Annotated in this window: 15 protein-coding genes; 10 read left to right on the forward strand and 5 right to left on the reverse strand. The window is 68.9% G+C overall.

The features are described from left to right. Positions 1–5: 5 nt before the first annotated feature. The gene (locus ON19_RS25900; RefSeq protein ID WP_043698172.1) at positions 6–599 is read right to left on the reverse strand and encodes an SACE_7040 family transcriptional regulator; all 594 of its coding nucleotides are present in this window, start codon (positions 597–599) and stop codon (positions 6–8) included. A gap of 93 nt (positions 600–692) precedes the next feature. Here ON19_RS25900 and ON19_RS25905 point away from each other — a divergent pair, with 93 nt between their 5' ends. Genes ON19_RS25905 through ON19_RS25930 form a run of 6 tightly spaced genes read left to right on the forward strand, consistent with a single transcriptional unit; the run spans position 693 to position 8,826 of the window. Further along, positions 693–2,291 (forward strand): carboxyl transferase domain-containing protein, encoded by a 1,599-nt coding sequence (locus ON19_RS25905; protein WP_043698175.1) that lies wholly within the window; start codon positions 693–695, stop codon positions 2,289–2,291. A 5-nt stretch (positions 2,292–2,296) separates the two neighbouring features. Then, positions 2,297–4,351 (forward strand): acetyl/propionyl/methylcrotonyl-CoA carboxylase subunit alpha, encoded by a 2,055-nt coding sequence (locus ON19_RS25910; RefSeq protein WP_043698326.1) that lies wholly within the window; start codon positions 2,297–2,299, stop codon positions 4,349–4,351. Continuing rightward, a complete protein-coding gene (locus ON19_RS25915) occupies positions 4,348–5,508 on the forward strand; it encodes an acyl-CoA dehydrogenase family protein (protein ID WP_043698178.1) in 1,161 nt (386 codons plus the stop codon). The genes ON19_RS25910 and ON19_RS25915 overlap by 4 nt, the downstream gene beginning before the upstream one ends. Further along, on the forward strand, positions 5,505–5,990 hold the full coding sequence (locus ON19_RS25920) for a MaoC family dehydratase (RefSeq protein WP_043698182.1): 486 nt from the start codon (positions 5,505–5,507) through the stop codon (positions 5,988–5,990). The genes ON19_RS25915 and ON19_RS25920 overlap by 4 nt, the downstream gene beginning before the upstream one ends. Positions 5,991–6,033: 43 nt before the next feature. Continuing rightward, positions 6,034–6,846 carry an HpcH/HpaI aldolase/citrate lyase family protein gene (locus tag ON19_RS25925; RefSeq protein WP_043698185.1) on the forward strand — a complete coding sequence of 271 codons (813 nt, stop codon included), beginning with the start codon at positions 6,034–6,036 and terminating at the stop codon, positions 6,844–6,846. 30 nt (positions 6,847–6,876) lie between these two features. Continuing rightward, positions 6,877–8,826, forward strand: a complete 1,950-nt coding sequence (locus ON19_RS25930) for an acetoacetate--CoA ligase (RefSeq protein WP_043698188.1) — start codon at positions 6,877–6,879, stop codon at positions 8,824–8,826. A 66-nt stretch (positions 8,827–8,892) separates the two neighbouring features. Here the strand turns inward: ON19_RS25930 and ON19_RS25935 are convergent, their stop codons facing one another. The 3 genes from ON19_RS25935 to ON19_RS25945 form a co-directional block, all read right to left on the reverse strand. Next, positions 8,893–9,327, reverse strand: a complete 435-nt coding sequence (locus ON19_RS25935) for a PIN domain nuclease (RefSeq protein ID WP_051169308.1) — start codon at positions 9,325–9,327, stop codon at positions 8,893–8,895. After that, positions 9,324–9,524: a type II toxin-antitoxin system VapB family antitoxin gene (locus ON19_RS44550; protein ID WP_043698333.1), complete on the reverse strand. Its 201-nt coding sequence runs from the start codon at positions 9,522–9,524 to the stop codon at positions 9,324–9,326. The genes ON19_RS25935 and ON19_RS44550 overlap by 4 nt, the downstream gene beginning before the upstream one ends. A 313-nt stretch (positions 9,525–9,837) precedes the next feature. After that, positions 9,838–10,020 (reverse strand): hypothetical protein, encoded by a 183-nt coding sequence (locus ON19_RS25945; protein ID WP_043698191.1) that lies wholly within the window; start codon positions 10,018–10,020, stop codon positions 9,838–9,840. Positions 10,021–10,223: 203 nt separating this feature from the next. On the opposite strand from ON19_RS25945, the gene ON19_RS25950 reads away from it, so the two are divergent. From ON19_RS25950 to ON19_RS25965, 4 genes are all read left to right on the forward strand, one after another. Next, positions 10,224–10,469, forward strand: a complete 246-nt coding sequence (locus ON19_RS25950; RefSeq protein ID WP_043698194.1) for a hypothetical protein — start codon at positions 10,224–10,226, stop codon at positions 10,467–10,469. A 280-nt stretch (positions 10,470–10,749) separates the two neighbouring features. Continuing rightward, on the forward strand, positions 10,750–11,991 hold the full coding sequence (locus tag ON19_RS25955) for a TetR/AcrR family transcriptional regulator (protein WP_043698336.1): 1,242 nt from the start codon (positions 10,750–10,752) through the stop codon (positions 11,989–11,991). A 149-nt stretch (positions 11,992–12,140) separates the two neighbouring features. Beyond that, positions 12,141–13,379 carry a TetR/AcrR family transcriptional regulator gene (locus ON19_RS25960; protein WP_043698197.1) on the forward strand — a complete coding sequence of 413 codons (1,239 nt, stop codon included), beginning with the start codon at positions 12,141–12,143 and terminating at the stop codon, positions 13,377–13,379. Between the two features lie 149 nt (positions 13,380–13,528). Continuing rightward, positions 13,529–14,416, forward strand: a complete 888-nt coding sequence (locus ON19_RS25965) for an aldo/keto reductase (RefSeq protein ID WP_043698200.1) — start codon at positions 13,529–13,531, stop codon at positions 14,414–14,416. A 116-nt stretch (positions 14,417–14,532) separates the two neighbouring features. Here the strand turns inward: ON19_RS25965 and argS are convergent. After that, the coding region (argS, locus tag ON19_RS25970; RefSeq protein ID WP_083899640.1) for an arginine--tRNA ligase domain-containing protein at positions 14,533–15,132 on the reverse strand (600 nt) is incomplete at its 5' end.

Genomic DNA, 15,132 nt, shown 5'->3' on the forward strand with positions numbered 1-15,132 from the left:
CGCGCTCACCCGAGGGCGGTCAGCGCCATCCTGCGCAGCACCGGACGGGCTCGGGCCGCGGTCGCGTTGCCCGCGCTGTGCGGGGTGGAGTTGATCAGGCCGAAGGCGGCGTGGGCTTGGACCCGCGCCGTCTCCTCGGGTAGTTCCGGATGCAGCTCGCGCAGCACGCCCACCCAGATCTCCACGTATCGACGCTGGGTGCGGCGGATCTCGCGACGGGCGGCGGCCGGCACGTTGTCCAGGTCGCGGTCCTGGATGCGGATCAACTCCGGTTCACCGAGCGCGAAGTCCAGATGATGGTCGACCAGCCCGGCGAGCGCCCGCTCGGCGGACTTCGCGCCCGCCACCACCGCCGTACCGCCGTCGAGCAGGCGCTGACTCACCCCCACCAGCAGCTCGACCAGCAGCGCCTCCTTGTTCGGGAAGTGCCGGTAGACCGCGGGACCGCTGATGCCGACGGCGGCGCCCAGATCGTCCAAGCGCATGCCGAGGAAGCCGCGATCGGCGATCAACCGGGCCCCGGCTTCCAGCAGTTGTGCCCTGCGTTGCGCCTTCAATTGCTCGCGACGCGTGGGCGCGACGGATTCGGCACTGGTCACACGCGTTCCTTTCCGCCGACCTGGACATCTCGGTTAATCAACACTAACCTGAATTTTAGTTATCGGCGACTAACTGGACGACAGGATGGCGTGATGACCGTTACCGAAGAGGCCGTCGGCAACCGCGCCGCGCACGCGGCGTTGGTCGACGACCTGCGCGCCCGGCTGGCCGCCGCGGCGCTGGGCGGGCCGGCGAAGGCGCGCGATCGCCACGTCGCGCGGGGCAAGCTGCTGCCCAGGCAGCGCGTGGACCAGTTGCTGGACCCGGGGAGCCCGTTCCTCGAGCTCTCCCCGCTGGCCGCGACCGGGATGTACGGCGACGAGTCCCCCGGCGCGGGGATCATCACCGGGATCGGGCGGGTGTCCGGGCGCGAGTGCGTGATCGTGGCCAACGACGCGACGGTCAAGGGCGGCACCTACTACCCCATGACGGTCAAGAAGCATCTGCGCGCGCAGGAGATCGCGTTGCAGAACCGATTGCCGTGCGTGTACCTGGTCGACTCCGGCGGCGCCTACCTGCCGCGCCAGGACGAGGTGTTCCCCGACCGGGAGCACTTCGGGCGCATCTTTTACAACCAGGCGACCATGAGCGCCAAGGGCATCCCGCAGATCGCCGCGGTGCTCGGCTCGTGCACCGCCGGTGGCGCCTACGTGCCCGCGATGAGCGACGAGGCCGTGATCGTGCGCAACCAGGGCACCATCTTCCTCGGCGGCCCGCCGCTGGTGAAGGCCGCGACCGGTGAGGTGGTCACGGCGGAGGAACTCGGCGGTGGCGAGCTGCACTCGCGCACCTCGGGCGTCACCGACCACCTGGCCGAGGACGACCAGGACGCGCTGCGCATCGTGCGCCGCATCGTGGCCACCCTCGGACCGCGCACGCCGGTGCCGTGGGACGTCCGGCCCGTGATCGCGCCCGCCGCGCCGGAATCCGAGCTCTACGACGTGGTGCCGGTGGATCTACGCACCCCGTACGACGTGCGCGAGGTGATCCATCGCCTGGTCGACGGCACACCCGAGGGCGAGAGCGGCTTCCACGAGTTCAAAGCCGAATACGGCAAGACCCTGGTCACCGGTTTCGCGCACATCCACGGGCATCCGGTGGGCATCGTCGCCAACAACGGCGTGCTGTTCAGCGAATCCGCCATGAAGGGCGCGCATTTCATCGAGCTGTGCGACAAGCGCAGCATTCCGCTGCTGTTCTTGCAGAACATCACCGGATTCATGGTCGGCCGCGACTACGAGGCAGGCGGCATCGCCAAGCACGGCGCGAAGATGGTCACCGCGGTGGCCTGCGCGCGCGTGCCGAAGCTCACCGTCGTGATCGGCGGCTCCTACGGCGCGGGCAACTACTCGATGTGCGGGCGCGCGTATTCGCCGCGGTTCCTGTGGATGTGGCCGAACGCCCGGATCTCGGTGATGGGCGGCGAGCAGGCGGCGTCGGTGCTGTCGACGGTGCGGGGCGACCAGCTCGACAGCAGCGGGCAGCCTTGGTCGTCCGAGGACGAGGAAGCGTTCAAGGCACCGATCCGGGACCAATACGAAAGCCAGGGCAACCCCTACTACGCGACCGCCCGGCTGTGGGACGACGGCGTCATCGATCCCGCCGACACCAGAACCGTGCTCGGGCTGGCGCTGTCGGTGTGCGCGCAGGCCCCGCTCGAACCCGTTTCCTACGGCGTTTTCCGGATGTGATGGCGATGCTGAACAAATCTGTTCCGGTCGGATTCGACACCGTGCTGGTCGCCAACCGCGGCGAGATCGCGGTGCGGGTGATCCGCACACTGCGCGCCCTGGGCATCCGCTCGGTGGCCGTCTACAGCGATGCCGACGCCGACGCCCGTCATGTCCACGAAGCCGACACGGCGGTGCGTCTCGGCCCGGCCCCCGCCAGGGAGAGCTACCTCGCGATCGACCGGGTGGTGGCCGCCGCCGTGCGCACCGGTGCGCAAGCGGTCCACCCCGGCTACGGATTCCTCTCGGAGAACGCCGCTTTCGCTGCCGCGCTGGCCGAGGCGGGCATCGTCTTCCTCGGCCCGCCCGCCCGCGCCATCGAGGTGATGGGCGACAAGATCACCGCGAAGAACACGGTGGCCGCGTTCGGTGTCCCGGTGGTGCCCGGCATCGCCACACCCGGCTTGACCGACGACGATCTGATCACCGCGGCCGCCGAAGTCGGCTACCCGGTGCTGGTCAAGCCGTCCGCGGGCGGTGGAGGCAAGGGCATGCGCCGGGTGGACGATCCGGCCCGGCTGCCGGAGGCGCTGCGCAGCGCCCGGCGCGAGGCGGCCGCCGCGTTCGGCGACGACACGCTGTTCCTGGAACGGTTCGTCACCCGGCCGCGGCACATCGAGGTGCAGATCCTGGCCGACCAGTTCGGCAACGTGCTGCACCTGGGCGAGCGCGAATGCAGCTTGCAGCGCCGCCACCAGAAGGTGATCGAGGAGGCGCCCTCGCCGCTGCTGGACGCGGCCACCAGGGCCAGGATCGGCGCCGCCGCCTGCAACACCGCGCGCAGCGTGGACTACGTGGGCGCGGGCACCGTGGAGTTCATCGTCTCCGCCGACCGGCCCGACGAGTTCTTCTTCATGGAGATGAACACCCGCCTGCAGGTGGAACATCCGGTGACCGAGCTGGTCACCGGGGTCGACCTGGTGGAATGCCAGGTCCGGGTGGCGGCCGGGCAGAAGCTGGCGGTGGCCCAGGACGACATCCGCATGGTGGGGCACGCGATCGAGGCCAGGGTGTACGCCGAGGACCCCGGGCGCGGGTTCCTGCCCACCGGCGGCACGGTGCTCGACCTCGACGAGCCCGAGGGCCAGGGGGTGCGGGTCGATTCGGGCTTGCGGATCGGCACGCACGTCGGCAGCGACTACGACCCGATGCTGTCGAAGGTCATCGCGCATGCCGGTGACCGCGCCGCCGCGCTCGCGAGACTCGATCGGGCGCTGGCCGACACCGTGCTGCTCGGCGTGACCAGCAATGTCGAATTCCTGCGCTTCCTGCTGGCCGATCCGGACGTGGCCGAAGGTCGGCTGGACACCGGCCTGCTGGACCGGCGGGTGGCCGACTTCCGTCCCGCCGCCGTCGGCGACGACGAGTTCGTCGCCGCGGCGGCCTGGCACTGGCTGCGCCGCTGGCCGGCCACGCCGCGCGATCCCTGGGACATTCCGTCCGGCTGGCGGATCGGATCCACCGCACCCACACCGATCCGGCTGGCGGGCGGCGATCGGATCGAGCACGTCTACGTCTCGGGCACGCCCGACGGCGGCACGGTCGAGGTGGGCGAGGGCGAAACCCGCTCGCTCACCGCGACCTTCACCGCTTCCGATCGCTATGCGGGCGTGCTCACCCTGACCCTGGACGGCCTGCGCCGCACCTACCGGGCCGCCGAACACGACGGCCTGCTGTGGGTGGCCGGACCGTCCGGCATCGCGGCGCTGCGCGAAGTGGCCGAGGTCAACGTGCGCGGCGGTGACGAGCACGTGGGAGACGCCGAGATCCGCTCCCCCATGCCGGGCTCGGTGATCGCGGTACCGGTCGCTTCGGGCGCCGCCGTCGCCGCGGGCGATCCGGTGGTCATCGTGGAGGCGATGAAGATGGAACACTCGCTCACCGCGCCGGTCACCGGAACCGTGGAACTACTGGTCGAGCCGGGCGCCCAGGTGCGCCTCGACCAAGTGCTGGCGCGCGTCGTCGCGCAGGCCGCAACGAACCCCGCCGAACAGGCCGAACGAGAAGGAATCCCCACATGACCGACTTCCTGTCCACCGGCACGCTGCCGGAGGAGTACCGGGATCTCGCGCTGACCGTGCGCGACTTCGCACGGTCGGTGGTCGCACCGGTGGCGGCCGAGCACGACGCCAACCACACCTTCCCGTACGAGGTGGTCGCGGGGATGGCCGAGATGGGCTTGTTCGGCCTGCCGTTCCCGGAGGAGTACGGCGGCATGGGCGGCGACTACTTCGCGCTGTGCCTGGCGCTCGAGGAACTGGGCAAGGTCGACCAGAGCGTGGCGATCACGCTGGAGGCGGGTGTCTCGCTCGGCGCGATGCCGATCTACCGCTTCGGCAACGACAAGCAGAAGCAGGAATGGCTGCCGCAGCTGACCAGCGGCCGCAACCTCGCCGCGTTCGGGCTCACCGAACCGGGCGCGGGCAGCGACGCGGGCGGCACCAGGACCACCGCGGTCGCCGACGGCGGCGAGTGGATCATCAACGGCAGCAAGCAGTTCATCACCAACTCCGGCACCGACATCACCGTGCTCGTCACGGTGACCGCGGTGACCGGGCAAGCCGGTGGCAAGAAGGAGATCTCGACCATCCTGGTGCCGACCGACACTCCCGGTTTCGTCGCCGAGCCCGCGTACAACAAAGTGGGCTGGAACGCCTCCGACACCCATCCGCTCAGCTTCACCGACGTGCGCGTGCCCGAGGAGAACCTGCTCGGCGAACGCGGACGCGGCTACGCGAACTTCCTGCGCATCCTCGACGAGGGGCGCATCGCCATCGCCGCGCTCTCGGTCGGCGCCGCGCAGGGCTGTGTGGACGAGAGCGTGCGCTATGCCAAGGAACGCGAGGCGTTCGGCCAGGCGATCGGGCGCAACCAGGCCATCGCGTTCAAGATCGCCAGGATGGAAGCGCGGGCGCACGCCGCCCGCACCGCCTACTACGACGCGGCGGCGCTGATGCTGGCGGGCAAGCCGTTCAAGAAGCAGGCCTCCATCGCGAAGCTGGTGGCCAGCGAGGCCGCCATGGACAATGCCCGCGACGCGACGCAGATCTTCGGCGGCTACGGCTTCATGAACGAGTACCCGGTGGCCCGGCACTATCGCGACAGCAAGATCCTGGAGATCGGCGAGGGGACGACGGAGGTGCAGCTGATGCTGATCGGACGGGAGCTGGGCCTGTGACCCGGCGGACGGTCGTGCAGCGCGGCCTGTGGTTCGAGGAGTTCGACACCGAGGCGGTCTACGAGCACCGCCCCGGCCGCACCATCACCGAGGCGGACAACGTCCTGTTCACCACGCTGACGATGAACACCCAGGCGCTGCACTTGGACGCGGCGTTCAGCGATCGGCTGCCACCGTTCAACCAGCGGCTGGTGAACTCGATGTTCACCCTGTCCACGCTGATCGGGCTGTCGGTGGCGCAGCTGACCCAGGGCACCATCGTGGCGAATCTCGGCTTCTCCGAGGTGTCGTTTCCCAAGCCGCTGTTCCACGGCGACACCATGTACGCCGAGACCGTGGTCACCGACAAGCGCGAGTCGAAGAGCCGTCCGGGCGAGGGCATCGTGACCTTCGCGCATACGGCGCGCAACCAGCACGGTGACGTCGTCGCCACGGCCGTGCGCAAGACGCTGGTCCGCAAAGCCCCGGAGGCCGGTTCATGAGCAGCGGACACGGCATGAGCGCTCACACACGAAAGGACGCAGCATGAGCTGGCAGATGGCGGGCCCGGCGTGGTTGTTCTGCCCGGCGGATCGCCCGGAACGCTTCACGAAGGCGGCCGCGGCCGCGGACGTGGTGATCCTCGACCTGGAGGACGGCGTCGCCGCGCACGACAAGGCGGCGGCGCGCAAGGCGCTGCTGGAGACCCCGCTGGACCCGCAGACCACGGTGGTGCGGGTCAACGCGGCGGGCACCGAGGACCACGCGCTCGACCTGGCGGCGCTCGCCGACACCGCCTACCGGCGGCTCATGCTGTCGAAATGCGAGTCGGCCGAACAGATCACGGCGCTGTCGGACTACGAGGTGATCGCCCTGATCGAGTCGCCGCTCGGTGCGCTCGCGGTGAACCAGGCGGTGACGGCGCGCAACGCGATCGGCGTCATGTGGGGCGCGGAGGATCTGGTGGCCGGGCTCGGCGGCGCCGGGAGCAGGCACGCCGACGGCAGCTACCGCGACGTGGCCCGCCACGTGCGGTCCGCCACGCTGCTGGCCGCCAAGGCGTTCGGCAAATTCGCGCTCGACTCGGTGTATCTGAACATTCGCGATCTGGACGGCCTGCGCGCCGAAGCCGAGGACGCGGTCGCGGTCGGCTTCGACGCCAAGGTCGCGATCCATCCGAGCCAGGTGGCGGTGCTGCGGGCCGCCTACGCGCCCTCGGAAGAAGAGCTCGCCTGGGCCAGGCGGGTGCTGGAGGAGGCGCCGAAGCACCGTGGGGTCTTCGCCCTCGAGGGCAGGATGGTCGATGGCCCCGTGTTCCGGCACGCCGAGCAGATCGTGCGGCGCGCCGACCACGCCTGATCACCGAGTTCCACAGCCAGGAGGAATGCGATGCAACCACAGTGGGTGCCGACCGAGCAGGATGTCACCGAGGCCAGGATCACCGACTTCGCGCGATTCGTCGCGGAGCGCACCGGCGTGCATTCGGGCGACTATCACGCGCTGTGGCAGTGGTCGGTCGAGGATCTCGCCGGATTCTGGCATGCGCTGTGGGACTACTTCGAGCTCGGCGACATCGCGGGGGAAGTGCTGGCGAGCGCCGAGATGCCGGGGGCGCAATGGTTTCCCGGCACCAGGCTCAACTACGTAGATCAGGTGATCCGGCAGCTGCGCACCGACCGGCCCGCGATCAAGGCGGTCAGCGAGGACGCTCCGATTCGGGAGGTGTCCTGGGCCGAATTGATCGACCACACAGCGTCTTTCGCACAGACATTGCGATCGCTCGGTGTACATCCCGGTGACCGGGTGGCCGGGTATCTGCCGAACATCCCGGAGGCGGTGGTCGCGTTCCTGGCCACGGCGAGCATCGGCGCGGTGTGGAGCGCCTGCGGGCAGGACTATTCCCCGAAGGCCGCGCTGGACCGGCTCGGGCAGCTGGAGCCGACCGTGCTGGTCACCGCCGACGGCTACCGTTTCGGCGGCAAGGCGCACGACAAGCGCGACGACATCGCCGCCTTGCGTGCGGGCCTGGCCTCGCTGAAGGGCACGATCGCGGTCTCCCGGCTCGGGCTGGACGTACCGGACGCGACCTCGTGGGACGACGCGATCACCAGCACCGAGTCGCTGCCCCCGGTGATCACCACGGAATCGGTGAACTTCGACCATCCGCTGTGGATCGTGTTCTCCTCCGGCACCACCGGCCTGCCCAAGGGCATCGTGCACGGCCACGGCGGCGTTCTGCTCGAACACCTCAAAGCGGTTGCCCTGCAATCGGACATCGGCCCCGAGGACACCTTCTTCTGGTACACCAGCCCGAGCTGGATGATGTGGAACTTCCAGATCGCGGGCCTGCTGGCCGGGGCCACCATCGTCACCTACGACGGCAGCCCCACCGCACCGGCCCCCGACGCACTGTGGCGCATCGCGGCCGAGGTCGGCGCCACCGTGCTGGGCGCCAGCCCCGGCTACGTGCTGGCGTGCATCAAAGCGGGGTCCGTTCCGCGCACCGATCACGACCTGTCGGCGCTGCGTACGGTCGGTATCACGGGTTCATCGCTGCCCACGTCGTCGGCGCTGTGGCTGGGCGAGAACGTCGGCGAGCACGTGCAGGTCTCCTCGATCAGCGGCGGCACCGACGTGGTGTCGGCGTTCATCGGCGGCGTGCGCACCGTGCCGGTGTGGCCGGGTGAGCTGTCGGCGCCCTATCTCGGCGTCGCGCTGGATGCCTACGACCCGGCCGGGCAGCCGGTGCGCGGCGAGGTGGGCGAACTCGTCGTCACGGCGCCGATGCCCTCCATGCCGGTCGCGTTCTGGCGCGACGAGGACGGAAAGCGTTATCACGACGCGTATTTCGACATGTTCCCCGGCGTCTGGCGGCACGGCGACTGGATCACCATCACCGACCACCACAGCGTCGTCGTGCACGGGCGCTCCGACTCCACGCTCAACCGGCACGGCATCCGGATGGGCAGCGCCGACATCTACCAGTCCGTCGAACGGCTCCCGGAGATCGCCGAGGCGCTGGTGATCGGGGCCGAGCAGCCCGACGGCGAATATTGGATGCCGCTGTTCGTGGTCCTGGCGCCCGGCGCGGAACTCACCGACGAACTGAAAGCGCGCATCAACAGCACCATCCGCACCGAAGTGTCCCCCCGGCACGTGCCCGACGAGATCATCCTCGCCCCCGGCATCCCACATACCCGCACCGGCAAAAAGCTCGAGGTGCCGATCAAGAAACTGTTCCAAGGCGCCGACCCGAGCCGCGTCGTCGAACGCAGCGCCGTGGACAACCCGGACCTGCTCGACTGGTACGGCACGGTCCGGCCCGGGGGGCGCGGCTGAGTTCGCTTTCGAGTACGGCTGCCGTGCGGGCGGACTTTCCACGTCGAGCGCACGGGACGCGACCCCCTAGTCGATGCTGCCCTGTGGCACCACCCATACATGGGGCTGCCTGGTCACCGTCGCGATGTGTTCGAAATCCGCGTCATAGTGGACTAGTACCGCCCCGTGAAACTCGGCGACGGCAGCGGTGAGCAGATCCACGATCCCCGCCGCTCGGTGGTGGGCTCTGCGCGCCATCAGTTGCTGGACCTCGCGCGCACGGTCGGCGATCGTTTCGTTGATCGGCAGGTTGACATAGAGAGCGCGGCGGCGCTGTGCGATGTTCTGCACGTCGGCAAGGTTGCGCCCGGAGTAACCGGCTTCCAGATCCACCGTGACACAGGTCGCGGCCGCGCGATCACCGATCAGTCCGGCGATCACCGCGCGTACCGGCTCGTGCCCGAGCCTGGCACTGGCGGAGGTGTCTACGAGATGCAGTCGAATAGGCGTGGTTTCGCTCAACGACGAGCCCCGCGCATTATCTCGGCATCACCGATGTCGGGCCCCACCCCGAACCCGTACGGATCGTTCAGCACCTGTTCGATCCGGCGTCTGCGTTCGGCGACGAATTCCAGCGCCGCGTTCACCGTGTCTTTCTTGGTGGTCGTCCCCAGTTCTTTGGCAGCGAGGGCTAGGGCTTCATCGTTCACGTCGATCATCGTCTTCATGTATACAAGAATATATCCGTTCAAACCTCTCAAGCAATACTATGGACGGCTCGCGGCGGCGACCGGCCAGCGCACCGCCGCGCTTTCCCGCACCCATGTCGAAGGTCGCCGCCAGGGCTAGATCATCCTCCCCGGGCACCCGCGCGACAGCTGGAAGTGGCCGATCGAGAAGCTGTTCATCCGGGCCGCGTCGTCGAACGCAGCGCCGTGGACAACCCGGACGTGCTCGACCGGTACGGCACGATCCGGCCCGGGGGGCGCGGCTGAGTTCGGCGAGTTGCACTGTATTGCAGGGGATTTGGTTCTATCTTCGATAGACGCGCCCGCCGATGGACGCGGTGAAGACCGCCGCCCGCGCGCCGCGGGCGGCCTCCAGGTTGCGCTTCTCCTGCGGAGTGAGCCGGTAGCGCGCCGTGATCCGTCGCACCGCGGCGATCACGGCGCCGAGCACCGGGATGGGGTCCACCGGGCGCAAAGCCAACGCCATGGTGAACTCCTTACCAGAAAGACGCACCGGTACAACCGAATTCGGGCGAATAAGGGCCTTGAATCCGTTTCCGCCGACGCGGCCGTGACCCATTCGGCTCCACCAAGCCACACGTTTTCGAACGAGGGCATCGGACGACCGTCCGGTCCATAGCCACCACCGCACCACCGCACCACCGCACCGATGCCTATCCCGACGTCGCGGTGTTCAGTCCGAACCTCGACGGCGAGGTGGCGCCGAACACTCGGCTGCCGTTCGGCGGCGTGCGGCGGTGCATCGGCGCGGGATTCTCGCTACTGGAGGGCGCCACCGTGCTGCGGCAGATCCCGCTCCGTCACTCGCTTCCGCGGGACAGCAGGCCCGAGCGCGGCAAGATCCGCAACATCACCAGAGTGCCGCGCGGTAGAGCCCGGGTGGGCATCCGTACCCGAAGCGACCGAATTATGTGAACAATAATTCTTTTCCGAATCATCACTTGTAGTGCGGATATATTCGTGTAAGTTTGTCCCTGTTCGACATCCTGTCACGGCACGGTGTTCCTGGTGCCCCCACGCTCGGCCGCGACCGGCTGTCGGCTTCCGGACGCATCGGCACGCACATCCCGCCTTGCCGCGGGCCGACGCGCGACGGAGAACAGGTACCGCTCCCGGGGGCCGCTCATCCCCGGGAGCGGTATCGGCGTGGCACGGCCCGGCCCGGCCATACGGCCAGGTCGTTACGATGTTCGTCATGAGTGTCGACAATCGCCGTACGGCGCGGAAGGCGAGCAGCGGCGACTCGGCACCTCGGGAGATCCGGCGCAGGCCGAAGAATCGGCGCGCACAGATCGCGGCCGCGTCGGCGGCCGCGTTCGGCGCACTGGGCTACCACGGCGTGAGCATGGACGACATCGCCTCCGGGCTCGGGATCAGTTCCGCGGCGCTGTACCGCCACTATCCGAGCAAGTACGCGTTGTTCCGGGAGGAACTGCTGCGCGTGGGCCGGGCGATGACCGAATCGGTGGAGCTGCCCGAGGAGGCGGCGGACTGGCCGGCCGAACAGCGATTGCGGCACGTGCTCGATGCGCTCATCGCGGTGACGATCGAGAACCGCCCCACCGTCACGCTGGTGCGCTGGGAGGTCCGCTACCTCGAGCCCGACGACCAGACCACGCTCAACCAGCAGCAGGCCACGGTCCTCGGCGCGCTGGGCGGTCAACTGGCCGCGCTGCGCCCGGAGCTCGACGAGGCGGACCTGCGCGTGCTGCGCGCCGCACTGCTCAGCACGATCACCAGCATCGCCGACCACCATGCCGCCCTTCCCACCAAACCCCTTGCCCGCCTGCTGCATTCGGCCTGCTGGTCGATCGCGCACGCGAAGCTGCCCGCGCTGCGCGCGGTCGAGCCGGTCGCGGTGGTGGAGATCCCGGACTCGTTCAAACACGAACTGCTGCTGCGCAAAGCGGTCGAGCTGTTCCACGAGCGCGGCTACCCGAACGTCAGCGTCGAGGACATCGCCACCGCCGCCGGACTGTCGGCCGCGTCGGCGGTGTACCGGTTCTACCGGGGCAAGAGCGACATCCTGGCCGCCGCGTTCCGCAGGGCCGCCGAACGGGTCTCCGGCGCCGTGGGCCCCGCCGTGGCCGCGGCCACCGATTCCGAGGACGCGCTCACCGCGTTGATCGCCCAGTACGTCACGGGATCGTTCGCCGAACGCGCCCTCACCTTCGTGTATTACACGGAGTTCCAGCACGTTCCGGCCGAGGAACGCACGGTGCTGCGGAATATCCAGCGGCTCAGCGTGGAAGAGTGGGCCAGGTTGCTGCGCGAGGTGCGCTCGGAGCTGACTCCGGCCGAGGCGCGCATCCTCGTCCACGCGGCGTTCGCGGTAGTCGTCGATCTGGGCCGCTCCTTCGGCAACGAATCATTGGCCGCCCAGGATCGAGTGCGTCTGCTGATGCAGTTGATTCTCTTCGACCGGCCCGCGCGCTAGCCGCATATGTGATCAGCGATTCTTACCCCGCCGTAAGCATTGTGCGATATGAAAGCCCGATCACAGCCTTCTTGTGATCTACCATTCATTTGTCGCCGAGCAGGGTTGGCAGCGATGTACCAAGCATTGGGTTGGGCTACCATCGCCGCATGGGTGCCCGGGACGACCGCGCTGCGGACGAGGCGGCCGACGGGACACCGGCACGGGTGATCCGTCGCCGACCGCGCGACCGCCGTGCGCAGATCGCGCAGGCGTCGGCGGAGGCGTTCGGCGCGCTGGGCTACCACGGCGTCAGCATGGAGGACATCGCCTCTCGGCTCGACATCAGTTCGGCGGCGCTGTACCGGCACTACCCGAGCAAGTACGCGCTGTTCCGCGAGGAAGTGCTGCGGCTGGGCGCGGTCAGCAAGGAAGCGGCCACACTGCCGGACACCACGGGCCTGCCCGCCGGGCAGCGACTCGAACGAGTGCTCGACGTGCTGATCGCGGCCGCCATCGCCAACCGGCGCAGCGCCGCGCTGCTGCGCTGGCAGCGGCGCTACCTGGAGGACGCCGACGCGGCCACCCTGACCGATCAGCTCGCCTGCGTGAACGCGGCGCTCACGTCACTGCTCGCCGCGACCAGACCCACGCTGCCCAAGGCCGACCGCGCCGTGCTCGCCGCGGCGGAGCTGAGCATGCTCGGCAGCATCGGCGATCACCACGTCTCGATCCCGGTGCGCACGCTCACCGCGCGGCTGACCGCGGCCTGCCACGCGATCGCCGCGTGCGAGCTGCCGCCTCCCGGCAACGCCGAGAACTTCACCGCGAGCGAGATCCCGCTGACCTTCAAGCACGAACTGTTGCTGACCCGTGCGGTCGAACTGTTCCACCAGCGCGGATACCCGAACGTCAGCGTCGAGGACATCGCCACCGCCGCCGGGCTGCCCGCCTCCTCGGCGGTGTACCGGTTCTACCGCGGCAAGGGCGACATCCTCACCGCGGCGTTCCGCCGAGCGGCCGAACGGGTGTCGGCCGCCATCGGGCCCGCCGTCGCCGCCGCCGAGACGCCCGAGCACGCGCTGAATACGCTGATCGAGCTGTACGTTGCGGGTTCGTTCGCCGAACGCGAGCTGACCTTCGTCTACTACGCCGAGATCAGCAACGTGCCGCCGGAGGAGCGCACCGTGTTGCGCAACATCCAGCGGCTCAATGTCGAGGAGTGGGCCAAACTGCTGATCGGCGTGCGGCCCGAGCTGTCCGCGGCCGAGGCACGCCTGCTGGTGCACGCCGCGTTGGCCCTGGTAGTCGACCTGGGTGAACGCTTCGGCTCCGACGACCCTTGGTGCTCGCCCCGGCGCGTGATCCGGCTGATGCAGGTGATCTTGTTCGAGCGAACGGCGGCGTAGGGCAGGGTCGCGCGGGCATTACGCCACCGGCGAACACCGCGCCGGGAATCGACCTCGCCACAGCGCTGTTGGGGCAGGAGAGCGCGCCGGGCCATTGCGACACTCGGGCAGCGTTCACGCAGTCTCCGACTTCGGAAGGTAGATCCTTTATGAGCACGAACCTCGACGCGCAGCCCGCGGCGGCCTCCGGCACCTTTGCCATCGGCGGCGATCTTCCGGTGCACCGGCTCGGGTACGGCGCGATGCGGTTGACCGGCCCCGGTGTGTGGGGCGATCCGAAGGACCCGGATGAAGCGGTACGGGTGCTGCGCCGCGCGGTGGAACTCGGCGTGAACTTCATCGATACGGCCGACTCCTACGGCCCGTTCGTCAGTGAGAACCTGATCCGCAAGGCTCTGCACCCCTATCGCGAGGACGTGGTGATCGCCACCAAGGCGGGGCTCACGCGGCAGGGGCCCAACGAGTGGCGTCCGGTCGCCAGGCCCGAATACCTGCGCCAGCAGGCCGAACTCAGCCTGCGCCACTTGGGCGTCGACCGGATCGATCTGTACCAGTTGCACCGCATCGACCCCCAGGTGCCGCTGGCCGACCAGCTCGGCGAACTCGTAGCGCTCCAGCAGGAGGGCAAGATCCGGCATATCGGCCTCTCCCAGGTGAACGTCGAGCAGCTGCGACAGGCGCGCGAGATCGCCACCATCGTCTCGGTGCAGAATCTGTACAACCTGGCCAACCGAGCCGACGAGGACGTGCTGAACTACGCCGAGCAGGAGAACATCGGCTTCATCCCGTGGTTCCCCATCGCCACAGGTGAACTCGCCGCTCCCGGCGGCCCACTGGCGGCCATCTCCGCCGAGCACGGCGCGAGCCCCGCGCAACTCGCTCTGGCCTGGCTGCTGCGCCGCTCCCCCGCGGTGCTGCCGATCCCGGGAACCTCCAGCGTCGCGCACGTCGAGGAGAACATCGCGGCCGCCCGAATCACCTTGACCGACGACGAATTCGACTCCCTGTCCGCCGCCACCCGCTCGACCGGCAACTAGCCCACCCCGCCGACACTCCAGGCACCCCCGATCCAACCCGCGAGTGGCACATCATCGAGAGGTCTACTCGCGATTCGCCGCAGCGATGTGCCACTCGTGCGGGCTGGATCGAGGGTTTACATGCGTTCGGGCGCTTTTATGGCTAGTAGGTTCAGGCCGTGGGCCAAGGTGCGGGCGGTGAGTGCGCACAGGGCGAGGCGGTTGGTGCGGGTCGGTTCGTCGGCGGTCAGGACCGGGCAGTTGTCGTAGAAGGCGGTGAAGTCGCGGGCCAGCTCGTAGAGGTAGCCGCACAGGCGGTGTGGTTCCAGGGTGGACGCCACTTCGATGACCGTGCTGCCGTACGCGTCCAACTCGAGCGCGAGTGCGCGTTCGGCCGGTTCGAGCGCCTGTCCGGCATCGACCACAGGGGTGGGTTCACCCGCTTTGCGGAGGATGGAGCGGATGCGGGCGTGCGCGTATTGCAGGTAGACCGCCGTGTTGCCGGTGAGGGCGGTCATGCGGGCGAGGTCGAAGGTGTAGTCCTTCACCCGTGAGGTGGACAGGTCGGCGTACTTCACCGCGCCGATTCCGGACTGCTCGGCAATCGAATCCAGTTCGGCGGCGGGCAGATCGGAGTTCTTCTCCTGTACGACGCGGCGGGCGGCGGCCACGGCGTCGTCCAGCAGGTCCATCAGTCGCACCGTGCCGCCCGCGCGGGTCTTGGCTCTGTCGCACTC

This window comes from Nocardia abscessus NBRC 100374 (assembly GCF_000308455.1).
Taxonomy (GTDB): Bacteria; Actinomycetota; Actinomycetes; order Mycobacteriales; family Mycobacteriaceae; genus Nocardia; species Nocardia abscessus.

Coding starts and splice junctions, on each gene's coding strand:
- ON19_RS25905 (WP_043698175.1), top strand. CDS start 693: ATGACCGTTACCGAAGAGGCCGTCGGCAACCGCGCCGCGCACGCGGCG.
- ON19_RS25910 (WP_043698326.1), top strand. CDS start 2,297: ATGCTGAACAAATCTGTTCCGGTCGGATTCGACACCGTGCTGGTCGCC.
- ON19_RS25915 (WP_043698178.1), top strand. CDS start 4,348: ATGACCGACTTCCTGTCCACCGGCACGCTGCCGGAGGAGTACCGGGAT.
- ON19_RS25925 (WP_043698185.1), top strand. CDS start 6,034: ATGAGCTGGCAGATGGCGGGCCCGGCGTGGTTGTTCTGCCCGGCGGAT.
- ON19_RS25930 (WP_043698188.1), top strand. CDS start 6,877: ATGCAACCACAGTGGGTGCCGACCGAGCAGGATGTCACCGAGGCCAGG.
- ON19_RS44550 (WP_043698333.1), bottom strand. CDS start 9,524: ATGATCGACGTGAACGATGAAGCCCTAGCCCTCGCTGCCAAAGAACTG.
- ON19_RS25945 (WP_043698191.1), bottom strand. CDS start 10,020: ATGGCGTTGGCTTTGCGCCCGGTGGACCCCATCCCGGTGCTCGGCGCC.
- ON19_RS25955 (WP_043698336.1), top strand. CDS start 10,750: ATGAGTGTCGACAATCGCCGTACGGCGCGGAAGGCGAGCAGCGGCGAC.
- ON19_RS25960 (WP_043698197.1), top strand. CDS start 12,141: ATGGGTGCCCGGGACGACCGCGCTGCGGACGAGGCGGCCGACGGGACA.
- ON19_RS25965 (WP_043698200.1), top strand. CDS start 13,529: ATGAGCACGAACCTCGACGCGCAGCCCGCGGCGGCCTCCGGCACCTTT.